The organism is Citrobacter amalonaticus (genome assembly GCF_018252635.1).
Classification (GTDB): Bacteria; Pseudomonadota; Gammaproteobacteria; order Enterobacterales; family Enterobacteriaceae; genus Citrobacter_A; species Citrobacter_A amalonaticus_E.
In genome coordinates, this window is record NZ_JAGTXM010000001.1 from 63192 (window position 1) to 83307 (window position 20116).

Here is a 20116-nt window from a genome sequence, read left to right on the forward strand (position 1 = left end):
TGAATGTGCAGTTTGTGGTTCCAAAATCACGTTTAGCTGTATATACTCACAGCATAACTGTATATACACCCAGGGGGCGGAATGAAAGCGTTAACGGCCAGGCAACAAGAGGTGTTTGATCTCATTCGGGATCACATCAGCCAGACAGGTATGCCACCGACGCGTGCGGAGATTGCACAGCGTTTGGGGTTCCGTTCCCCAAACGCGGCTGAAGAACACCTGAAAGCGCTGGCGCGTAAAGGGGCGATTGAAATCGTCTCCGGTGCTTCTCGCGGCATTCGACTGCTGCAGGAAGAAGAGGAAGGTTTACCGCTCATAGGTCGCGTTGCGGCGGGCGAACCGCTGCTGGCGCAACAACACATCGAAGGCCATTATCAGGTAGATCCGTCGCTGTTTAAACCGAGCGCCGACTTCCTGTTGCGCGTCAGCGGGATGTCGATGAAAGACATCGGCATTATGGATGGCGATCTGCTGGCGGTACACAAAACCCAGGACGTGCGTAACGGCCAGGTGGTTGTGGCGCGTATCGACGATGAAGTGACGGTCAAGCGCCTGAAAAAACAGGGCAACAAAGTTGAGTTGCTGCCCGAAAACAGCGAATTTAAACCTATCCTGGTTGACCTTCGCGAACAGAATTTCACCATCGAAGGATTGGCCGTTGGCGTCATCCGTAACGGTGAATGGCTGTAGTATTCCTGTAGGCCGGATAAGGCGTTTACGTCGTTATCCGGCACTCTCACCACTCTCGCTATGACCTCTTCTCAGGTTCGTCCCATGCCGTTTTTTGCTTCTGCTGACAAAGCGCTCTGGCGTCTCGCCTTACCGATGATTTTCTCCAATATCACCGTTCCGCTGCTGGGACTGGTGGATACGGCAGTCATTGGTCATCTTGACAGCCCCGTTTATCTCGGCGGCGTGGCGGTAGGCGCAACCGCAACCAGCTTTCTGTTCATGCTCCTGCTCTTTTTACGGATGAGTACGACCGGGATGACAGCGCAGGCGTACGGTGCGAAGAATCCTCAGGCGCTGGCGCGGGCGCTGGTACAACCGCTGATGCTGGCAGTGGGGGCGGGCGCGTTAATCGCGCTCTTTCGCACGCCGATTATCGATCTGGCGCTGCACATCGTCGGCGGCAGTGAAGCCGTGCTCGAACAAGCTCGTCGATTTTTGACGATTCGCTGGTTGAGTGCGCCAGCATCGCTGGCGAATTTGGTCCTGCTTGGCTGGTTGCTGGGCGTTCAGTACGCGCGTGCGCCGGTTATCCTGCTGGTTGTCGGCAATATCCTGAATATTGTGCTCGACCTCTGGTTGGTTATGGGGCTGCACTTGAACGTGCAGGGAGCTGCTCTGGCAACGGTAATTGCGGAATATGCGACGCTGCTGCTCGGTTTGTTGATGGTGCGTAAGGTGCTGCGCCTGCGTGGCGTCTCGCTCGCTATGCTCAGGCAGGCCTGGCGCGGAAACCTTCGTCGCCTTCTGGCGCTCAATCGCGACATTATGCTGCGCTCGCTGTTGCTGCAACTCTGTTTTGGCGCCATCACCGTGCTGGGGGCGAGACTGGGTGGCGATATCATCGCCGTTAATGCCGTGTTGATGACGCTGCTGACGTTTACGGCCTATGCGCTCGATGGTTTTGCCTACGCCGTGGAAGCGCATTCCGGTCAGGCCTATGGCGCACGCGACGGCGGTCAGTTGCTGGACGTCTGGCACGCAGCGTGCCGCCAGTCAGGTATCGTCGCACTGCTGTTCTCACTGGTCTATCTGCTCGCGGGCGAACAGATCGTCGCGCTGCTGACATCTTTGCCGCAAATCCAACAACTGGCCGATCGCTATCTGCTCTGGCAGGTAATTTTGCCGTTGGTTGGCGTCTGGTGTTATCTGCTGGATGGTATGTTTATCGGCGCAACGCGGGCGGCTGAAATGCGTAACAGCATGGCGGTCGCAGCTGCCGGGTTTGCACTGACGCTGCTGGCGCTCCCCGTGTTGGGTAATCATGGTTTGTGGCTGGCGCTGGCGGTTTTCCTGGCCTTGCGCGGACTGTCATTAGCCTGGATCTGGCGGCGGCACTGGCGGAACGGAACCTGGTTTGCTCCTCTGTGATGGTTAAAGATTCTGAATAGTGAATTGAACCCAGAATCTATGACTACACTTAATCTCACGTCCAGCAGAAAACGAACGCAGTTGGGCGGTTTACTCTCACTATTCACAGCCTAATTAAAGAGGACTTTATGATGAATAAAGACGAAGCCGGCGGTAACTGGAAGCAGTTCAAAGGTAAAGTGAAAGAGCAGTGGGGCAAACTGACCGATGACGATATGACGGTCATTGAAGGTAAGCGTGATCAACTGGTCGGTAAGATTCAGGAACGTTATGGTTACGCGAAAGACCAGGCGGAGAAAGAGGTCGATAGCTGGGAAAAACGCAACGACTATCGCTGGTAATCCCTCTTACCCGTGAGTACAAGGATGTACACCCCCTCTGTTTGCTTCGGGCGGCATAGCATGCCGCCCACCCCCTTAACGAGGTTTCTTTTTTACCTGAATTGAATGATCGTGCTGGCACTCGCCAGGGTGACGACAGGCTTCCACTTCCACGCAGGCTGAACATAATCCGTGTGCTTCAATGACATTGTGGCGCAGGGCAAATCCCATCTTCGCCGCCAGCGTATGCATAATGTCTTCCACGCCTTCCGCACACTCTTCTTTTACCGCGCCACAGCGGTCGCAGATAAACATCGCGGAAGTATGCGTTGGCTGATCGAACAGGTAGCACAATACGTAGCTGTTGGTGGATTCAACCTTATGGACAAACCCTTGTTCAAGCAGAAAATCGAGTGCGCGATAGACTGTCGGCGGCTTGGCCTGCGGTTCGGATTCACGCAGTAAGTCGAGCAGATCGTAAGCGCTAATCGCGCCTTCCTGCAGGCTCATTAGTCGCAGCACTTCGAGGCGCTGCGGGGTCAGGCGCACATTGCGTTGCGCGCACAGTTTTTCAGCTTGCGCCAGCAACTCTTGCGTTGTGGTCTTTTCCATTGGGCACCTCGGATCGCGTGGAGTAAGAAAACCCTCACTTTATCATGTTATGGGAGAAACGCCGAGTTCCAGGCCGGAACGTTAAATCGCTCGCGAATCTTTCACTGATTTACAAACTCTTCTATATATATTGAGGCATATCACAAAAATAAACGCCCCGGCGATAAAGGGACAGGGGCAAATAAGGCGGGTTTATCCTTGTTAATCACAGCAATGCTCCAGCTCTGTCCGGTTGATACTGGCAGAGACAATTTTCACCTGCGAATAAAATGGGCTTACTGTGAATAAAAATGTGAATGTTTTGGTGGTGGCGATAACGGGCTCGCTGTTGGCGTCTCAAACGGCGAGTGCCGCGAATTCCTGGACAGAGGCGCGCAATGACGCGATGGGCGGAACGGGCGTGGCATCGGCAAATTATGGCAGCGGTGTTCTCATCAACCCGGCCTTGTTGGCGAAGTCGCAGCCGGAGGATGACATTACGGTGATCTTCCCGGCTATCGGCGCACAGATTTCCGACAAGGATAATCTGCGCGATAAGATTGATGATGTCACTGATGACGTTAACAACTACCGTCGCGCTCTGGACAATATCAACCCTCTCGATCTCTTTGTTCCCGGCAGCGCAGGCTATCGGCAGGTGTCAAATGCCGCGGGCGATCTGGCAAACCAGCTTGAATCTCTGAAAGGGAAAACGGCGAGCGCGAAAGCCGGGGGCGGGCTTGCGGTCAGCATTCCAAACGACGTGCTGGCCGTGGCCTTTGTGGCGAAAGCCAACGCCCGCGCCCGCGTGAGCTCCTCTATCGATCAAAGCGACATCGACACGCTACGCGGCGTTGAAGCGGTGCCATCCAGCATCCTGGCGGTGGATCCCGATAACCTGAAGTCAAAAGGGTTTGGCCGTGCTGCCATTGTCTCTGATTACGGTGTGGCGGTAGCGAGGCAGTTCAACCTGGGCGGCATACCGGTCTCGGTTGGCGTGACGCCGAAGCTGCAAAAAACCTGGCTCTATAACTACACGGTCTCGATATACGATTTCAACAGCGACGACATCAATAGCAGCCGTTATCGCAACGATGATACCGGCTTTAACGTGGATGCAGGTCTGGCCGCAGACTTTGGTGAACACTGGACGGTTGGTCTGAGCGGGCAAAACCTGTTCTCTCGCGATATCGACACAAAAGAGGTGGCGGGCGTTCGTGATACTTACCAGATTCGCCCGCTGGTCACCGCCGGCGTGGCGTGGCAAAACGATCTGCTGACGCTGAGCGCCGATGGTGATCTAACCGAAACCAAAGGCTTCAAAAGCGAGGAAAACTCACAGTATGTCGGCGTTGGCGCGGAAGTCCGACCGCTCGACTGGCTGGCCGTCCGCGCCGGTTATCGTGCTGACGTGAAGGACAATGACAGCAATGTCTTCACTGGCGGCGTTGGGTTTGCCCCGTTCAATCGCGTACATCTTGATTTGATGGGACTGTACGGAGAGGACGAAACCTGGGGCGCAGGCGCGCAGGTCAGCGTGACGTTCTGATGAGGATGGCGGGGCATTATACCCCGTCTTTCAGCCATGAGCCGCTTTGGTAAGCGTATCGTTAATCCATTGATTTACACTTTTCCCGGAGACTTCGGCTGCGATGTTAATCGCCGAATGCACCTCCGGAGAAATACGCAGACTGATCTTTCCACTTGCCGGGCGCAGAGGTTCCCTGCCTTGTTCAGCACAGTAAGAAAGGTAATCGTCGACCGCTTCTTCGAATGCATTGCGAAGATCGGTAACGTTGTCGGCATGGAAGCCAATCACATCACGTATACCGGCGACATGCCCGACGAAGCACAGATCTTCGTCACTGTAATCAATTTTGGCGGCATAGCCCTTGTAAGTCATGGTGTTCATGGGGTCACTCCTACTGTGATAAGAAAGGCCATAGCATCCTTGACCTGATAAACTTTGGCTTCCTTTTCAGGATGTGGGCGATGAAAAGAGGCCACAACCTGATTGATTTCAAATCTGACACGGGATCCGTTTCCCTCTGTGACCTTTGCACCTAAGGCAACAAACAGCGCCTCAATTTTTCGCCATTCCAGCGCCGCAGGCGTAGGCAGGGAGAAAATCTGCTGTAATGTTTTTTGGTGTCTGGCGCTTAATGATGTCATATCAGTGCCGTTTCCTTGTGAGTATAATGCCCACCATGACAATTAGATGATATCATTTTTTGATAGCACAGCAAGGTGAATCGTATCCCTTTTCTGCCTGTGCTATAGTAGCGCCCCCAATTCACCGGATGCTCAAAAAATCACCATGCCACCAGAATCACAAACTGCCTTTCCGGCCCACCGTTTTTCCATCGCGCCGATGCTCGACTGGACGGACAGACACTGTCGCTACTTCCTGCGCTTGCTGTCTCGCCAGACGCTGCTCTATACCGAAATGGTAACGACGGGGGCGATTATTCATGGCAAAGGAGATTATCTGGCGTACAGCGAAGAAGAGCATCCGGTCGCTCTGCAACTGGGCGGCAGCGATCCGGCTGCGCTGGCGCACTGTGCGAAGCTGGCGCAAGCGCGTGGTTATGATGAGATCAACCTCAACGTCGGTTGTCCGTCCGATCGCGTACAAAACGGTATGTTTGGCGCCTGTCTGATGGGCAATGCGCAACTGGTCGCAGATTGTGTGAAGGCGATGCGTGACGTGGTGTCGATTCCGGTGACGGTGAAAACCCGCATTGGTATTGATGATCGGGACAGCTACGAATTTCTTTGCGATTTCATCAATACAGTGTCCGGTCACGGTGAGTGCGAGATGTTCATCATCCATGCCCGTAAGGCCTGGCTTTCCGGATTAAGTCCGAAGGAAAACCGTGAGATCCCGCCGCTGGATTATCCGCGCGTTTATCAGTTGAAACGCGACTTCCCACAGTTGACGATGTCTATCAACGGGGGGATTAAATCGCTGGAAGAGGCGAAGGCGCATCTCGAACATATGGACGGTGTGATGGTGGGTCGCGAGGCTTATCAGAATCCGGGTATCCTGGCTTCTGTTGATCGCGAAATATTTGGCTCTTCGACCGCTGATGCCGATCCGGTTGCGGTGGTGCGGGCGATGTATCCCTATATCGAACGCGAACTGAGTCAGGGCACGTATCTTGGTCACATTACGCGGCATATGCTGGGGCTGTTCCAGGGGATCCCCGGGGCGCGCCAGTGGCGTCGCTACCTGAGCGAAAACGCCCATAAGGCCGGTGCCGATATCAATGTGCTGGAGCATGCGCTGAAGCTGGTAGCCGACAAGCGTTAGATTTTCGCTAAAAGTTAGTCAATTTCACCACGCCCTGCAAAAGTTTGCCGGGCGTTTTGTTGATAAATCAATAAATTAACGTTGGCATGATTTTTGTAATGGTTTGAGCAGGAATTCATTATGGGAGAGCATCATGCTGGAACTACTCTTTGTGCTTGGCTTCTTTATCATGTTGATGGTCACCGGCGTCTCGCTGTTGGGCATTCTGGCCGCGCTGATTGTCGCCGCGTTCGTGATGTTCCTTGGCGGGATGTTTGCACTGATGATCAAGCTGTTGCCGTGGCTGCTGCTGGCTGTTGCGGTGGTGTGGGTGATTAAGGCGATTAAGCCGCCAAAAATCCCACAATATCAGCGCAATAACCGTTGGCGTTACTAAAGATGTGAGGGATGCGTCACAACCTGTGATTTTGGCGTCAGAACCAAATAGGAATTGGCTACTGGATCTGTCAGTATTGCGCGACTAACAGATTCATCGAGCTGTACCCTACATACAGCCGAACTAAAAAAGAAAGGGCTTCCCAATGGGAAGCCCAATTTCTTTCTCCCCGTCATAATTAAAGCTGCAGGTGTGTTGGCTGCTGTCACTCACCCCAGTCACTTACTTCAGTAAACTCCTGGGGATATCTGAGGGACATCCTTGTCCCTCACCAAAGGCAGCCTGTGGCTGTTCAAATTCGTTCCTGACGAATTTGTCATTCCATTGCCGCCTTCCTGCAACTTGAATTATTTAGGGGAGCCTGGCAATTAAGGAATCAGCAAACTGGAGCCCTGCGTCGCCCGACTCTCCAGTACTTCATGCGCGCGCCGTGCCTCTTTCAACGGATATTTCTGACTGTCTGCCACATCCACTTTGATCACGCCGCTGGCAATCAACGAAAACAGTTCGTTGCTGGCTTCGGTCAACTCTTCCGCGTTGGTGATATAGCCCTGAAGAGAAGGCCGCGTAGCGTACAGCGACCCTTTCTGATTCAAAATCCCCAGGTTTACGCCGGTCACCGGGCCTGACGCGTTGCCAAAGCTAACCATCAGACCACGACGTTGCAGACAGTCCAGTGAGGCTTCCCAGGTATCCTTACCGACTGAGTCATATACCACACGGACTTTTTTACCGCCGGTTATCTCTTTTACACGCTCAACAATGTTCTCTTCGCGATAGTTAATTACCTGCCATGCGCCGGCATCCCGCGCCCGCTGCGCCTTTTGTGCGCTGCCGACGGTGCCAATCAGTTTCGCGCCCAGCGCTTTTGCCCACTGACAGGCAATCAGTCCAACGCCGCCGGCGGCCGCGTGGAACAGGAACGGTTCGTCGGGCTTGATTTCGTATGTTTTGCGCAGCAGATAAAAAACGGTCAGCCCTTTCAGGAAGGACGCAGCGGCCTGCTCATAAGAGATGGCGTCAGGCAGGATTGCCGCTTTATCTGCCGGTACGTTGTGGACGGAACTGTAGGCGCCGAGTGCGGATTGCGCATACACCACGCGATCGCCCACGTTAATATGGCTGACGCCGCTGCCCACTTTACTGACGACGCCAGCCGCTTCGGTGCCTAAACCGCTGGGCAGCGCGGGAGGCGGATAGAGCCCACTGCGAATATAGGTATCAATAAAGTTAATGCCGATCGCTTTGTTTTCGACCTGGATTTCGTTCGCCGCCGGATCGGTGGGGGAAAAGTCCACGGCCTGAAGCACGTCAGGGCCACCATGCTTGTGAAATTCAATTCGTGTTGCCATGATTTCTCCAGTATCATCGGAAGATTAGCGTCAATTCACTTTTATCTCGGTAACTCCATTCACTATGGCAGGAAATAAACCCTTCAACAAACAACAGACTGATGTCCGTGACCGCGACCCACAGGTTGCCGGACTGAAAGTACCGCCGCACTCGATTGAAGCGGAACAGTCGGTGTTGGGCGGTTTGATGCTGGATAACGAGCGCTGGGACGATGTCGCCGAGCGGGTGGTGGCGGAAGACTTTTATACCCGCCCCCATCGCCACATCTTCACCGAGATGGGGCGGTTGCAGGAAACCGGCAGTCCGATTGACCTGATTACGCTCGCGGAATCGCTGGAGCGCCAGGGACAACTGGACAGCGTCGGCGGCTTTGCGTATCTGGCTGAACTCTCCAAAAATACGCCAAGTGCGGCGAATATCAGCGCGTATGCGGACATCGTTCGCGAACGAGCAGTGGTGCGTGACATGATTGCCGTCGCCCATGAAATTGCCGATGCAGGGTTTGATCCGCAGGGGCGCACCAGTGAGGATTTGCTCGATCTGGCCGAGTCCCGCGTCTTTAAAATCGCGGAAAGCCGCGCTAATAAAGACGAGGGCCCGAAAAACATTGCCGATGTGCTTGACGCCACCGTGGCGCGTATCGAGCAACTGTTCCAGCAGCCGCACGATGGGGTAACGGGTGTTAACACTGGCTATGACGATCTCAATAAAAAGACCGCTGGCTTGCAGCCGTCGGATCTGATTATCGTCGCGGCGCGTCCGTCGATGGGTAAAACCACCTTTGCGATGAACCTCGTCGAAAATGCGGCGATGTTGCAGGATAAACCGGTTCTAATCTTCAGTCTCGAGATGCCTTCTGAGCAGATTATGATGCGTTCTCTGGCCTCGCTGTCCCGCGTGGATCAGACCCGTATTCGTACCGGGCAACTGGATGATGAGGACTGGGCGCGTATTTCCGGCACGATGGGCATTCTGCTGGAAAAACGTAATATTTATATCGATGATTCCTCCGGCCTGACGCCAACGGAAGTGCGCTCCCGCGCACGCCGTATCGCCCGTGAACACGGTGGCATCGGGCTGATTATGATCGACTACCTGCAACTGATGCGCGTGCCGTCGCTGTCTGACAACCGTACGCTGGAGATTGCTGAAATTTCCCGCTCGCTGAAAGCGCTGGCGAAGGAACTCCATGTGCCGGTTGTGGCGTTATCGCAGCTTAACCGCTCGCTGGAACAACGCGCCGATAAGCGTCCGGTCAACTCCGACCTGCGTGAATCAGGCTCCATCGAACAGGATGCCGACTTGATCATGTTTATCTACCGTGACGAGGTATATCACGAGAACAGCGATCTAAAAGGTATTGCGGAAATCATCATTGGTAAGCAGCGTAACGGCCCCATCGGGACGGTGCGACTGACCTTTAACGGACAATGGTCGCGCTTTGATAATTATGCGGGACCTCAGTACGACGACGAGTAAATTTCCTTCACCCTTCACGCCGCAGGTGCGTTGACTGCGCTCGCTCACCCCGGTCACTTAGTTAACTAAGCTCCCGGGGATTCGCGGGCTTGTCGCCTTCCTGCAACGCGAATGGTTTTGGAAATTCTTTTTTTAATGAAGGAATGATAATGCAAGCGGCAACTGTAGTGATTAACCGCCGCGCTCTGCGACACAACCTGCAACGTCTGCGTGAGCTGGCACCTGCCAGTAAGCTGGTTGCGGTCGTGAAAGCGAACGCCTACGGACACGGTCTGTTAGAGACCGCGCGAACGCTCCCTGATGCTGACGCTTTTGGCGTGGCGCGGCTTGAAGAAGCGCTGCGTTTGCGCTCGGGTGGGATCACGCAACCCATCCTGCTGCTGGAAGGCTTTTTTGAGGCGTCCGATCTGCCCACCATTTCCGCGCAGCGCCTGCATACGGCGGTTCATAACCTGGAACAACTGGCCGCGCTGGAAGCCGCCGAACTGGATGAGCCGGTGACGGTGTGGATGAAGCTTGATACCGGTATGCATCGTCTGGGCGTGCTTCCCGAAGAAGCTAACGCCTTCTGGCAGCGGCTGACGCAATGCAAAAACGTGCGTCAACCGGTGAATATCGTTAGTCATTTTGCCCGAGCGGATGAGCCGGAATGTGGCGCAACCGAAAAGCAGCTTGATGTATTCAATACTTTTTGCGAAGGCAAGCCGGGGCAGCGTTCTATCGCTGCATCCGGTGGGATTCTGTTGTGGCCGCAGTCGCATTTCGACTGGGTTCGTCCGGGCATTATTCTCTACGGCGTGTCGCCGCTGGAAAGCCAGTCCACAGGGGCTGATTTCGGCTGTCAGCCGGTGATGTCGCTGACCTCCAGTCTGATCGCCGTGCGCGAGCACAAAGCAGGCGAGCCGGTGGGCTATGGCGGAACGTGGATCAGCGAACGAGATACGCGTCTTGGCGTCGTGGCGATGGGCTATGGCGATGGTTATCCCCGCGCTGCGCCATCCGGTACGCCAGTACTGGTGAATGGTCGCGAAGTGCCGATTGTTGGTCGTGTGGCGATGGATATGATTTGTGTCGATCTTGGGCCGCAGGCGACTGACCAGGCCGGTGACCCGGTGATTTTATGGGGGGACGGTCTCCCGGTTGAACGCATTGCGGTGATGACTAAAGTTAGCGCTTACGAACTGATTACTCGCCTGACGTCGCGGGTGGCGATGAAGTACGTAGATTAAGTCCGCCGGATCCTGCCGGATGGCGCTACGCTTATCCGGCCTACAAGATGTGCCGGGATGCTGGATAGCGCTACGCTTATCCGGCCTACAAGATGTGCCGGGATGCTGGATAGCGCTACGCTTATCCGGCCTACAAGATGTGTCGGGATGCTGGATAGCGCTACGCTTATCCGGCTTACAGCATTTACCCTATATCGCGCACTGACCGTAGGCCGGATGAGGCGTTTACGCCGCCATCCGGCAATATTCCCACCAGGCGCTCGATCTTCCTCTCAATCCGGTTTATTGTGTCTTAACCCCTGCCTGTAAACCTGGAGAACCATCGAGTGTTTCAAAAAGTTGACGCCTACGCTGGCGACCCGATTCTGTCACTCATGGAGCGGTTCAAAGAAGACCCGCGCAGTGACAAAGTGAATCTGAGTATCGGTCTGTATTACAACGAAGACGGGATCATCCCACAGTTGAAAGCCGTGGCGGAAGCCGAAGCGCGTCTTAACGCGCAGCCGCACGGTGCCTCGCTGTATCTGCCGATGGAAGGGTTGAATACCTATCGTCATACTATCGCACCATTACTGTTTGGGGCTGACCATCCGGTTCTCCGGCAGCAACGTGTGGCGACGATCCAGACATTGGGCGGCTCTGGTGCGCTGAAAGTGGGTGCCGATTTCCTCAAGCGCTATTTCCCGGATTCCGGCGTGTGGGTCAGCGACCCGACGTGGGAAAACCATATCGCGATTTTTGAAGGGGCGGGTTTTAACGTCAGCACGTATCCCTGGTACGACAATGCCACCAACGGCGTGCGCTTCAACGATCTGCTGGCAACCCTGAAAACGCTGCCTGCGCGCAGTATCGTCCTGCTGCATCCTTGCTGCCACAACCCGACCGGTGCAGATTTAACGCACGCGCAGTGGGATGCGGTTATTGAGATCCTGAAAGCGGGCGATCTGATCCCGTTCCTCGACATTGCTTATCAGGGATTTGGTGCCGGTATGGACGATGATGCCTATGCTATCCGCGCGATGGCCAGCGCCGGACTGCCTGCACTGGTCAGCAACTCGTTCTCGAAAATCTTCTCTCTGTATGGCGAGCGTGTTGGCGGGCTTTCTGTCGTCTGTGAAGATGCAACTACCGCAGGTCGCGTGCTGGGGCAACTGAAGGCGACCGTACGCCGTAACTACTCCAGCCCGCCGAACTTTGGGGGGCAGGTGGTCGCGATGGTGCTCGGCGACGACGCGCTAAAAACCAGTTGGTTGGCGGAAGTGGAGGCAATGCGCACCCGCATTCTGGCCATGCGTCAGGAGCTGGTTAACGTGCTAACCGCCACGATTCCTGGGCGAAGTTTCGACTATCTACTGCAACAGCGCGGCATGTTCAGCTATACCGGACTGAGCGCGGCTCAGGTCGATCGCCTGCGCGACGAGTTTGGCGTCTATCTGATCGCCAGCGGGCGTATGTGCGTGGCTGGATTGAACTCAGCTAACGTTCAGCGCGTTGCTAAGGCCTTTGCTGCGGTCATGTAATCTGTAAGCCGGATAAGGTGGTATGCCACCTTATCCTGTCTCCCCATTAACATGCCCATGCTTATGTGATCCTGCTCCTTTTCCGGGACAAAACCGCAGAAAATCCTTCCTTTCACCTGCCGTCAGGGTTATGGTCAGAGAGTTTTTTGAACAGTCGGTCTAATAAAATGATAACTAAATGACTTAACAGGGAAAAATATGCGAAGGCTCACACTGGCGCTGAGCGCCATCTGCTTGTTATTCACCTTAAACCATCCCGCCAGCGCGCTGGCCTCTTCTCCTTCTCCGCTGAATCCTGGCACTAACGTTGCGAAACTCGCGGAACAGGCCCCTATTCACTGGGTTTCCGTCGCGCAGATCGAAAACACGCTGACCGGTCGTCCGCCAATGGCTGTCGGTTTTGACATTGATGACACCGTGCTATTTTCTAGTCCTGGCTTCTGGCGCGGAAAGAAAACCTGGTCTCCGGACAGCGAAACGTATCTGAATAACCCGGCATTCTGGGAGAAAATGAACAACGGCTGGGATGAGTTCAGTATTCCAAAAGAGGTCGCGCGTCAGCTAATCGACATGCACGTCCGTCGTGGCGACAGCATCTTTTTTATCACCGGCCGTTCACCGACCAAAACCGAAACCGTATCGAAAACATTGGCAGATAACTTCCACATTCCCGCGGCAAATATGAATCCGGTGATTTTTGCCGGCGATAAGTCCGGTCAGAACACCAAAACGCAGTGGTTGCAGGATAAAAATATCCGCATGTTCTATGGCGACTCGGATAACGACATCACCGCCGCGCGTGATGCGGGCATTCGTGGGATCCGTATTCTGCGCGCCTCAAACTCGACCTACAGACCGTTACCGCAGGCTGGCGCGTATGGTGAAGAGGTGATTATAAACTCGGAGTATTAACAGGCAGGTCGGCATTTGTTGTTTTTTTAAACAAAATTGACCTGCCAGCTTTTACCTTTTGCTGTCTTGCTGCACACTGAGTATACCCGTCATACTTCAAGCTGCTTATGCGTTGGCTGCACCCGCTCACCCCGGTCACTTACTCAAGTAAGCTCCCGGGGACTCACAGGTTTGCCGCCTTTAAGCAACTCGAATTATTTTGGGTATAGATGACATTTCAGTGGAGCATCACGCTTGCAAGGGGAATCATGATGACCAATTCGGAGTTACTGCAATACTGCATGGCGAAAATCGGCGCGGAGCAGAGTGTGCACAGTGACTGGAAAGCCACACAAATCAAAGTTGAAGATGTGCTCTTTGCCATGGTGAAAGAGGTGGATGATCGCCCGGCGGTATCTCTGAAAACCAGCCCCGAACTGGCGGAATTGTTACGCCAGAAGCACAGCGATGTGCGTCCGAGCCGACATCTTAATAAGGCACACTGGAGCACCGTCTACCTCGACGGCTCGCTGCCGGATTCACAAATCTATTATCTGGTTGATGCGTCGTACCAACAGGCCGTCAATACCCTACCGGAAGAGAAACGCAAACAGTTGCAATGAACAACGCCGTTCACATCTTCACATGAACGGCGTTTTGCGTTTTACAGCATCGGTTTGAGGAAGCGAGCAGTATGTGATGCTTCACATTCCGCCACGGTCTCAGGCGTACCGGAGACGAGGATTTCCCCTCCGCCGCTACCGCCTTCAGGGCCCAGGTCGACGATCCAGTCCGCCGTTTTGATGACGTCCAGGTTGTGCTCAATCACCACGATGGTGTTCCCCTGGTCGCGTAACTGATGGAGCACGTCCAGCAACTGCTGAATATCGGCGAAGTGCAGACCGGTGGTCGGTTCATCCAGAATATAGAGCGTTTGACCGGTACCGCGTTTCGACAGTTCGCGTGCGAGCTTCACGCGCTGCGCTTCACCGCCGGAAAGCGTCGTCGCCGACTGACCGAGACGAATGTAGGTCAGACCGACGTCCATCAGGGTTTGCAGCTTACGCGCCAGCGCCGGGACGGCATCAAAGAATTCACGCGCTTCTTCGATAGTCATATCCAGCACTTCGTGGATGGTTTTGCCCTTGTACTTAATCTCCAGCGTTTCGCGATTATAGCGCTTGCCTTTGCACTGGTCGCACGGCACGTAAATATCCGGCAGAAAGTGCATTTCGACTTTAATCACGCCATCGCCCTGGCAGGCTTCGCAACGCCCGCCGCGAACGTTAAAGCTGAAACGCCCCGGCGTATAGCCGCGCGAGCGCGACTCCGGCACGCCGGCAAACAGTTCTCGCACCGGCGTAAACACCCCGGTATAGGTCGCCGGGTTGGAACGCGGCGTCCGGCCAATCGGGCTCTGATCGATGTCGATCACTTTGTCGAAATGCTCCAGCCCTTGCACGTCGCGATACGGTGCCGGTTCGGCGATCGTCGCGCCGTTCAACTGACGTTGAGCAATCGGGAACAGCGTATCGTTGATCAACGTTGATTTACCAGAACCCGACACGCCGGTGATGCAGGTAAACAGTCCTACCGGCAGTGTCAACGTCACGTCTTTCAGGTTGTTGCCGCGCGCGCCGGTCAGTTTCAGCACTTTTTCCGGGTTCGCCGGGACGCGCTGTTTAGGCACTTCAATTTTGCGTTTGCCGCTCATGTACTGGCCGGTCAGGGACTCCGGCACCGCCATAATCGCTTCCAGCGGACCTTCGGCAACCACTTCGCCGCCGTGGACGCCGGCGCCCGGACCAATATCAATCACGTGATCGGCGGCGCGAATCGCATCTTCATCGTGCTCCACCACAATCACGGTATTGCCGAGATTGCGCAGGTGGATCAGCGTTCCCAGCAGACGTTCGTTATCGCGCTGGTGAAGGCCGATGGACGGTTCATCCAGTACGTACATCACGCCGACCAGACCGGCACCAATCTGGCTTGCCAGACGAATACGCTGGGCTTCACCACCGGAGAGCGTTTCCGCGGAACGGGACAGCGTCAGGTAGTTGAGGCCAACGTTGACCAGGAACTTGAGGCGGTCGCCAATCTCTTTGAGGATTTTCTCTGCAATCTTCGCCCGTTGACCGGCGAGTTTTAGATTGTTGAAGAAGTCCATTGCATGGCCGATGCTCATGTCGGAGATGGTTGGCAGCGGCGTATTCTCAACGAAGACGTGGCGCGCTTCGCGACGCAGACGGGTTCCTTCACAGCTGGCGCACGGGCGGTTGCTGATGAACTTGGCGAGTTCTTCACGTACGGCACTGGATTCCGTCTCTTTATAGCGGCGTTCCATATTGTGCAGTACGCCTTCAAACGGATGGCGGCGCACGGAAGTGTCGCCACGATCGTTCATATATTTGAATTCAATATTCTCTTTGCCGGAACCATACAGCACCACTTTGTGTACGTTCGCACTCAGGCTGGCCCACGGGGCTTCAACATCAAACTTATAGTGCTCCGCCAGCGATTTCAGCATCTGGAAGTAATAGAAATTGCGGCGGTCCCAGCCGCGGATGGCCCCACCCGCCAGCGACAGCTCAGGGTTCTGGATCACGCGATCGGGGTCGAAATATTGCTGTACGCCGAGCCCATCGCAGGTCGGGCAGGCGCCCGCCGGGTTGTTAAAGGAGAACAGGCGCGGTTCCAGTTCGCGCATGCTGTAGCCGCAGATCGGGCAAGCAAAGTTGGCGGAAAAGAGCAGTTCTTCTGCTTTTTCGTCGTCCATATCGGCCACCACTGCCGTCCCGCCGGAAAGCTCGAGCGCGGTCTCAAACGATTCCGCCAGACGGGTGCTGAGATCGTCACGCACTTTGAAACGATCGATCACCACCTCGATGGTGTGTTTCTTCTGCAGTTCCAGCTTTGGCGGATCGGAGAGGTCACATACTTCGCCATCAATACGGGCGCGGATATAACCCTGGCTTGCCAGGTTTTCCAGCGTTTTGGTGTGCTCGCCCTTACGCTCTTTAATCACCGGCGCCAGCAGCATCAGGCGCTTGCCTTCTGGTTGCGACAGGACATTATCCACCATCTGGCTTACGGTCTGCGCCGCCAGCGGAACATCGTGATCCGGGCAGCGCGGTTCGCCAACGCGGGCAAACAGCAGACGCAGGTAGTCGTGGATCTCGGTGATGGTGCCGACCGTGGAGCGCGGGTTATGGGACGTCGATTTCTGTTCAATCGAGATGGCGGGAGACAGCCCCTCAATATGATCGACATCCGGCTTTTCCATTAGCGACAGAAACTGACGCGCATAGGCAGAAAGGGATTCAACGTAACGACGCTGCCCTTCGGCATACAAGGTGTCGAAAGCGAGCGAGGATTTGCCAGACCCCGAAAGCCCTGTCACGACAATGAGTTTGTCGCGGGGGATGACGAGGTTGATGTTTTTGAGATTATGGGTGCGGGCGCCCCGAACTTCGATCTTATCCATTCACCTTTCCCGGATTAAACGCTTTTTTGCCCGGCGCAGCAGGGTGCCACCGGCGATCACAAACGGTTAATTATGACACAATAAAACCTGAATGGATATACAGTATTGGAATGCAAAACGCAGAGTCTTATGTAACAATGTCCGGCTGAAGTTGTTTCGCGGAATCCGCGTCGCAACGTAGTAAAATCGCTATTGGTAATGCTACAATCGCGCGTTTACACTTATTAAGAAACGTTTTCAGGAGACTCGATCATGGCCAGCAGAGGCGTAAATAAGGTTATTCTCGTGGGTAATCTGGGCCAGGACCCGGAAGTACGCTACATGCCGAATGGTGGCGCAGTCGCCAACATTACGCTGGCTACTTCCGAATCCTGGCGTGACAAGCAGACCGGCGAGATGAAAGAGCAGACGGAATGGCACCGTGTTGTGCTGTTCGGCAAACTGGCGGAAGTGGCTAGCGAATATCTGCGTAAAGGTTCTCAGGTCTACATTGAAGGTCAGTTGCGTACCCGCAAATGGACCGATCAGTCCGGCGTTGAGAAATACACCACGGAAGTGGTAGTGAACGTTGGCGGTACCATGCAGATGCTGGGTGGTCGTCAGGGTGGCGGCGCACCGGCAGGCGGTCAGCAGCAGGGTGGTTGGGGTCAGCCTCAGCAGCCACAGGGTGGAAATCAGTTCAGCGGCGGCGCGCAGTCTCGTCCGCAGCAGCAGTCTGCTCCGGCTGCGCCGTCTAACGAGCCGCCGATGGATTTCGATGACGATATTCCGTTCTGATCACGTCAGTTTAGCGTTGCGCTAAATGAAAATAGAAAAGCCTCGTTTTTGGACGGGGCTTTTTTTATATATCTGCAAAGAAAAAATAATAACCGAATAAACGGCCAGTTATTTTCGAAAAATTAAAATTCGGATAATTCAAATGCTAATTTATTTGTATAAAATATGACTGTTGTATTTATGGTTATATAAGTTAACGTAAAGAAATGTAAGTTCGCACATTTAAAATATTGACAACTGAATGTGGCATTCAAAATAATATATTTTGTTATCAATTCGCCACTAATATAAGTGTGTTGCTCATTCCTTCTGTTAATGAGGTATTGATAATCGCATCGATTTTTTAAATATGTTTTGTTGGAGTTGTATATGTATCAATGGAAGATTAATTCAACATTATTAGTGCCTTTAGCACTGTCAGTCAGTATTAGTCATATTCTTTATTCTGGAAATGCATTTGCTCAAAAATATGAACTCAATTTTATCGGTAAATCGGCCGATAAAGGGATAAGCATCAAGGATACGATTACACAGGATAATCAGTATGACTTCGCAGTAAAGGTTGACAACCCCGATCTCCCGGAGGGTAATGGGCTAGAGGTTCGTATCGGTAATGTCACCGCCGCACAGGCGGGTGCTTATGCAATCGGTGATTACAAGGTCACTATCGATGGCAAAACGCAGATGGAGCATCCCGCAGGATTAGCCTTCTTTGGTCTTTCTGTAGAGGGTAAAGAATCTCGCGTCTCTGTGGATAATTTTACGCTTAACAATACATTCTTAGTTGGTTCGAAATACAACCATAATAATACGGCGCTTTACTCTGGCAGCGGGTCTACTATAGATTTAAACGGGAGCGTTTATATTCGTTCCATCATTGAACACACGGAAGAAGGCAAAGACGCAACCGTTGCAAATAACGGTTTATATGCCCGCGGTGTAGGTTCTACCATTACAGCTAACGGCGGTAATGTTTATATCAATACGTATGCCAGTAACTTTAAGGAACTACTCGAAAATAATATGGGTTATCCTTCCGGCTCATCGAAAAGTGATGCTGTGAGTGCAAAAGATGGCGGAACGGTGAACATTAACCAGTCTGGTAAAAATCAGGTCAATATTTTAGGCAACCTCGATTTTGGCGAAAAGATGTATCCTAACACCAGCCAGATGAATATTACGCTGAACGGTGCGGATTCTTACTGGCACGGCCATGAAGCCAACATACTGGACGAAAATACCGGGAAATGGACCGGTAATCTCAATCTGACGCTGATGAATAATGCGCACTGGATCCCGGATGGTAAAGACGCGGAGATCAGCGCCATCACGCTCAAAGATGGTGGGATCATCAACCTGCACGGCTTTAACCTGCATACCAACCAGAGCGTCAATGAAACCGTGAAAATTCACGATCTGCGCGGTAACAACGGTATTTTCCTGATTGACGTTAACACCTCGAAAACCGATGACCGGCGGCGTAACGGCAGCGACTTCATCGAAGTGGTGAAGAGCAGCACTGGTGGTACCCATGCGATTGAAGCACTGAACATCAATAAGCTTGTCGATCTGAAAGAAGATCTGTGGGTGGCTGATGCGGCAAACAACGTGAAGTTTGAAGCCTACGACAACATCGATATCACTAACGAGTACGTTTACGATTATAAACCGCTGCTGCGTTCCGATATTCGCGAAGGCGATCCGGCGAGCCAGTACGGCACGAACTGGTATATTACCGGGGTTTCCACCAAAGCCAGCGCCGGTAGCCATACCGCTATTGCGAATGCCAGCGTGAACTATGCTGCGGCAACCGCTCGCCTCGAAATCGACAGCCTGAATAAGCGACTGGGTGAGTTGCGTAACGATCAGCAGAAAAATGGACTGTGGATGCGCTACAAAGGTGGTGAGCTGGAAAGCGATAAAGGCAGCTATTTCAAAACGCAGTATCACTTCTGGCAACTGGGTTACGACAACAAAGAGGAAGGGGAAAACGCCATCTGGACTCGCGGTCTTGCTGCACATTACATGAAGGGCAATTCTGATTTTGACTATGGTTCCGGCGATAACAAGAGCTTCGGCGGATCGCTCTACAGCGCATGGAATCGTCCTGAGAAACAGGATTACCTCGATCTTGTTTTAAAATACAGCCATCACGACAGCGATTTTGACTATTGGAACGTGTATGGCATCAGCGGTAAGGGCGACACCAGCACCTGGTCCCTCAGCGCCAGTGCGGAATATGGTCGTGAATTTACTGTCGGAAAAACGTCTTTTATCGAACCACAGGCACAACTGGTTTACACTTATCTTGATGACGCACGATACACCACCAGTAGTGGGCTGAAGGTCCATCAGAAAGAGATTGATAGCCTGATTGGTCGTGCTGGCCTGCGGATGGGGCACCGCTTTGAGGATCGCCCTAACAGCGATGTTTACCTGAAAGTGGACTGGCTGCATGAATTTGCTGGCGACCGTGATGTTACGGTACGTGGTAAAGACGCCACGCTAAAAGTAAATGAAGGCGGTAGCGACAACTGGATCAACTACGGTATTGGCACCAACATCCAACTGACTCAGGAAAATAACTCCCGTCTATATCTGGATCTGGAAAAATCTGCTGGCGGAGATATTGATACCAACTGGCAGGTGAATGCGGGTTTCCGGTTTGAGTGGTAATCCC

The 20116-nt window shown here is 53.6% G+C and carries 18 protein-coding genes; 13 read left to right on the forward strand and 5 right to left on the reverse strand.

Going from position 1 to position 20116, the window contains the following annotated elements; translation table 11 throughout:
* Nucleotides 1-81 precede the first annotated feature (81 nt).
* The 3 genes from lexA (at nt 82) to KE671_RS00300 (ending at nt 2441) form a co-directional block, all read left to right on the forward strand.
* On the forward strand, nt 82-690 hold the full coding sequence (gene lexA / locus KE671_RS00290; RefSeq protein ID WP_206161231.1) for a transcriptional repressor LexA: 609 nt from the start codon (nt 82-84) through the stop codon (nt 688-690).
* A gap of 84 nt (nt 691-774) precedes the next feature.
* Nucleotides 775-2100 carry an MATE family efflux transporter DinF gene (gene dinF, locus KE671_RS00295; protein WP_206161232.1) on the forward strand — a complete coding sequence of 442 codons (1326 nt, stop codon included), beginning with the start codon at nt 775-777 and terminating at the stop codon, nt 2098-2100.
* Nucleotides 2101-2231: 131 nt separating this feature from the next.
* Complete coding sequence (locus KE671_RS00300) at nt 2232-2441, forward strand: CsbD family protein (protein ID WP_061077940.1); 210 nt, start codon at nt 2232-2234, stop codon at nt 2439-2441.
* 75 nt (nt 2442-2516) lie between these two features.
* Here the strand turns inward: KE671_RS00300 and zur are convergent, their stop codons facing one another.
* Nucleotides 2517-3032: a zinc uptake transcriptional repressor Zur gene (gene zur, locus KE671_RS00305; RefSeq protein ID WP_042321076.1), complete on the reverse strand. Its 516-nt coding sequence runs from the start codon at nt 3030-3032 to the stop codon at nt 2517-2519.
* Between the two features lie 292 nt (nt 3033-3324).
* On the opposite strand from zur, the gene traF reads away from it, so the two are divergent.
* Nucleotides 3325-4560 carry a conjugal transfer protein TraF gene (traF, locus tag KE671_RS00310; protein ID WP_283093074.1) on the forward strand — a complete coding sequence of 412 codons (1236 nt, stop codon included), beginning with the start codon at nt 3325-3327 and terminating at the stop codon, nt 4558-4560.
* Between the two features lie 30 nt (nt 4561-4590).
* On the opposite strand, the gene KE671_RS00315 is transcribed toward traF, so the two are convergent.
* Nucleotides 4591-4923: a type II toxin-antitoxin system HicB family antitoxin gene (locus KE671_RS00315; protein ID WP_206161233.1), complete on the reverse strand. Its 333-nt coding sequence runs from the start codon at nt 4921-4923 to the stop codon at nt 4591-4593.
* Nucleotides 4920-5183 carry a type II toxin-antitoxin system HicA family toxin gene (locus KE671_RS00320; RefSeq protein ID WP_206161234.1) on the reverse strand — a complete coding sequence of 88 codons (264 nt, stop codon included), beginning with the start codon at nt 5181-5183 and terminating at the stop codon, nt 4920-4922. Before KE671_RS00320 ends, KE671_RS00315 begins: the two co-directional genes overlap by 4 nt.
* Before the next feature lie 145 nt (nt 5184-5328).
* Here KE671_RS00320 and dusA point away from each other — a divergent pair, with 145 nt between their 5' ends.
* Both dusA and pspG read left to right on the forward strand, forming a co-directional pair.
* Nucleotides 5329-6324 carry a tRNA dihydrouridine(20/20a) synthase DusA gene (dusA, locus tag KE671_RS00325; RefSeq protein WP_206161235.1) on the forward strand — a complete coding sequence of 332 codons (996 nt, stop codon included), beginning with the start codon at nt 5329-5331 and terminating at the stop codon, nt 6322-6324.
* 133 nt (nt 6325-6457) lie between these two features.
* A complete protein-coding gene (gene pspG, locus KE671_RS00330; protein ID WP_206161236.1) occupies nt 6458-6700 on the forward strand; it encodes an envelope stress response protein PspG in 243 nt (80 codons plus the stop codon).
* A 368-nt stretch (nt 6701-7068) separates the two neighbouring features.
* On the opposite strand, the gene KE671_RS00335 is transcribed toward pspG, so the two are convergent.
* Nucleotides 7069-8052: a quinone oxidoreductase gene (locus tag KE671_RS00335; protein WP_206161237.1), complete on the reverse strand. Its 984-nt coding sequence runs from the start codon at nt 8050-8052 to the stop codon at nt 7069-7071.
* A gap of 64 nt (nt 8053-8116) precedes the next feature.
* On the opposite strand from KE671_RS00335, the gene dnaB reads away from it, so the two are divergent.
* From dnaB to KE671_RS00360, 5 genes are all read left to right on the forward strand, one after another.
* Nucleotides 8117-9532 carry a replicative DNA helicase gene (gene dnaB, locus KE671_RS00340; protein WP_042321088.1) on the forward strand — a complete coding sequence of 472 codons (1416 nt, stop codon included), beginning with the start codon at nt 8117-8119 and terminating at the stop codon, nt 9530-9532.
* Between the two features lie 149 nt (nt 9533-9681).
* On the forward strand, nt 9682-10761 hold the full coding sequence (gene alr, locus KE671_RS00345) for an alanine racemase (protein WP_206161238.1): 1080 nt from the start codon (nt 9682-9684) through the stop codon (nt 10759-10761).
* 326 nt (nt 10762-11087) lie between these two features.
* Nucleotides 11088-12281: an amino acid aminotransferase gene (gene tyrB / locus KE671_RS00350; RefSeq protein ID WP_206161239.1), complete on the forward strand. Its 1194-nt coding sequence runs from the start codon at nt 11088-11090 to the stop codon at nt 12279-12281.
* Between the two features lie 198 nt (nt 12282-12479).
* Nucleotides 12480-13193 (forward strand): acid phosphatase AphA, encoded by a 714-nt coding sequence (aphA, locus tag KE671_RS00355; RefSeq protein WP_206161240.1) that lies wholly within the window; start codon nt 12480-12482, stop codon nt 13191-13193.
* Between the two features lie 251 nt (nt 13194-13444).
* Nucleotides 13445-13795, forward strand: coding sequence for an MmcQ/YjbR family DNA-binding protein (locus KE671_RS00360; RefSeq protein WP_206161878.1), 351 nt, complete (start codon nt 13445-13447; stop codon nt 13793-13795).
* A 41-nt stretch (nt 13796-13836) separates the two neighbouring features.
* On the opposite strand, the gene uvrA is transcribed toward KE671_RS00360, so the two are convergent.
* Entirely contained in the window at nt 13837-16659 is a 2823-nt protein-coding gene (gene uvrA / locus KE671_RS00365; RefSeq protein WP_206161241.1) for an excinuclease ABC subunit UvrA, read from the reverse strand.
* A 252-nt stretch (nt 16660-16911) separates the two neighbouring features.
* On the opposite strand from uvrA, the gene ssb1 reads away from it, so the two are divergent.
* Together ssb1 and KE671_RS00375 are read left to right on the forward strand one after the other, a co-directional pair.
* Nucleotides 16912-17436, forward strand: a complete 525-nt coding sequence (gene ssb1 / locus KE671_RS00370) for a single-stranded DNA-binding protein (RefSeq protein WP_206161242.1) — start codon at nt 16912-16914, stop codon at nt 17434-17436.
* A gap of 369 nt (nt 17437-17805) precedes the next feature.
* Nucleotides 17806-20112, forward strand: a complete 2307-nt coding sequence (locus tag KE671_RS00375; protein ID WP_206161243.1) for an autotransporter outer membrane beta-barrel domain-containing protein — start codon at nt 17806-17808, stop codon at nt 20110-20112.
* Nucleotides 20113-20116: the final 4 nt, after the last annotated feature.

Excerpts from the sequence above, each read along its gene's own strand:
- lexA (WP_206161231.1), top strand. The coding sequence starts at position 82 with ATGAAAGCGTTAACGGCCAGGCAACAAGAGGTGTTTGATCTCATTCGG.
- dinF (WP_206161232.1), top strand. The coding sequence starts at position 775 with ATGCCGTTTTTTGCTTCTGCTGACAAAGCGCTCTGGCGTCTCGCCTTA.
- KE671_RS00300 (WP_061077940.1), top strand. The coding sequence starts at position 2,232 with ATGAATAAAGACGAAGCCGGCGGTAACTGGAAGCAGTTCAAAGGTAAA.
- zur (WP_042321076.1), bottom strand. The coding sequence starts at position 3,032 with ATGGAAAAGACCACAACGCAAGAGTTGCTGGCGCAAGCTGAAAAACTG.
- KE671_RS00315 (WP_206161233.1), bottom strand. The coding sequence starts at position 4,923 with ATGAACACCATGACTTACAAGGGCTATGCCGCCAAAATTGATTACAGT.
- KE671_RS00320 (WP_206161234.1), bottom strand. The coding sequence starts at position 5,183 with ATGACATCATTAAGCGCCAGACACCAAAAAACATTACAGCAGATTTTC.
- dusA (WP_206161235.1), top strand. The coding sequence starts at position 5,329 with ATGCCACCAGAATCACAAACTGCCTTTCCGGCCCACCGTTTTTCCATC.
- pspG (WP_206161236.1), top strand. The coding sequence starts at position 6,458 with ATGCTGGAACTACTCTTTGTGCTTGGCTTCTTTATCATGTTGATGGTC.
- KE671_RS00335 (WP_206161237.1), bottom strand. The coding sequence starts at position 8,052 with ATGGCAACACGAATTGAATTTCACAAGCATGGTGGCCCTGACGTGCTT.
- dnaB (WP_042321088.1), top strand. The coding sequence starts at position 8,117 with ATGGCAGGAAATAAACCCTTCAACAAACAACAGACTGATGTCCGTGAC.
- alr (WP_206161238.1), top strand. The coding sequence starts at position 9,682 with ATGCAAGCGGCAACTGTAGTGATTAACCGCCGCGCTCTGCGACACAAC.
- aphA (WP_206161240.1), top strand. The coding sequence starts at position 12,480 with ATGCGAAGGCTCACACTGGCGCTGAGCGCCATCTGCTTGTTATTCACC.
- KE671_RS00360 (WP_206161878.1), top strand. The coding sequence starts at position 13,445 with ATGACCAATTCGGAGTTACTGCAATACTGCATGGCGAAAATCGGCGCG.
- uvrA (WP_206161241.1), bottom strand. The coding sequence starts at position 16,659 with ATGGATAAGATCGAAGTTCGGGGCGCCCGCACCCATAATCTCAAAAAC.
- ssb1 (WP_206161242.1), top strand. The coding sequence starts at position 16,912 with ATGGCCAGCAGAGGCGTAAATAAGGTTATTCTCGTGGGTAATCTGGGC.
- KE671_RS00375 (WP_206161243.1), top strand. The coding sequence starts at position 17,806 with ATGTATCAATGGAAGATTAATTCAACATTATTAGTGCCTTTAGCACTG.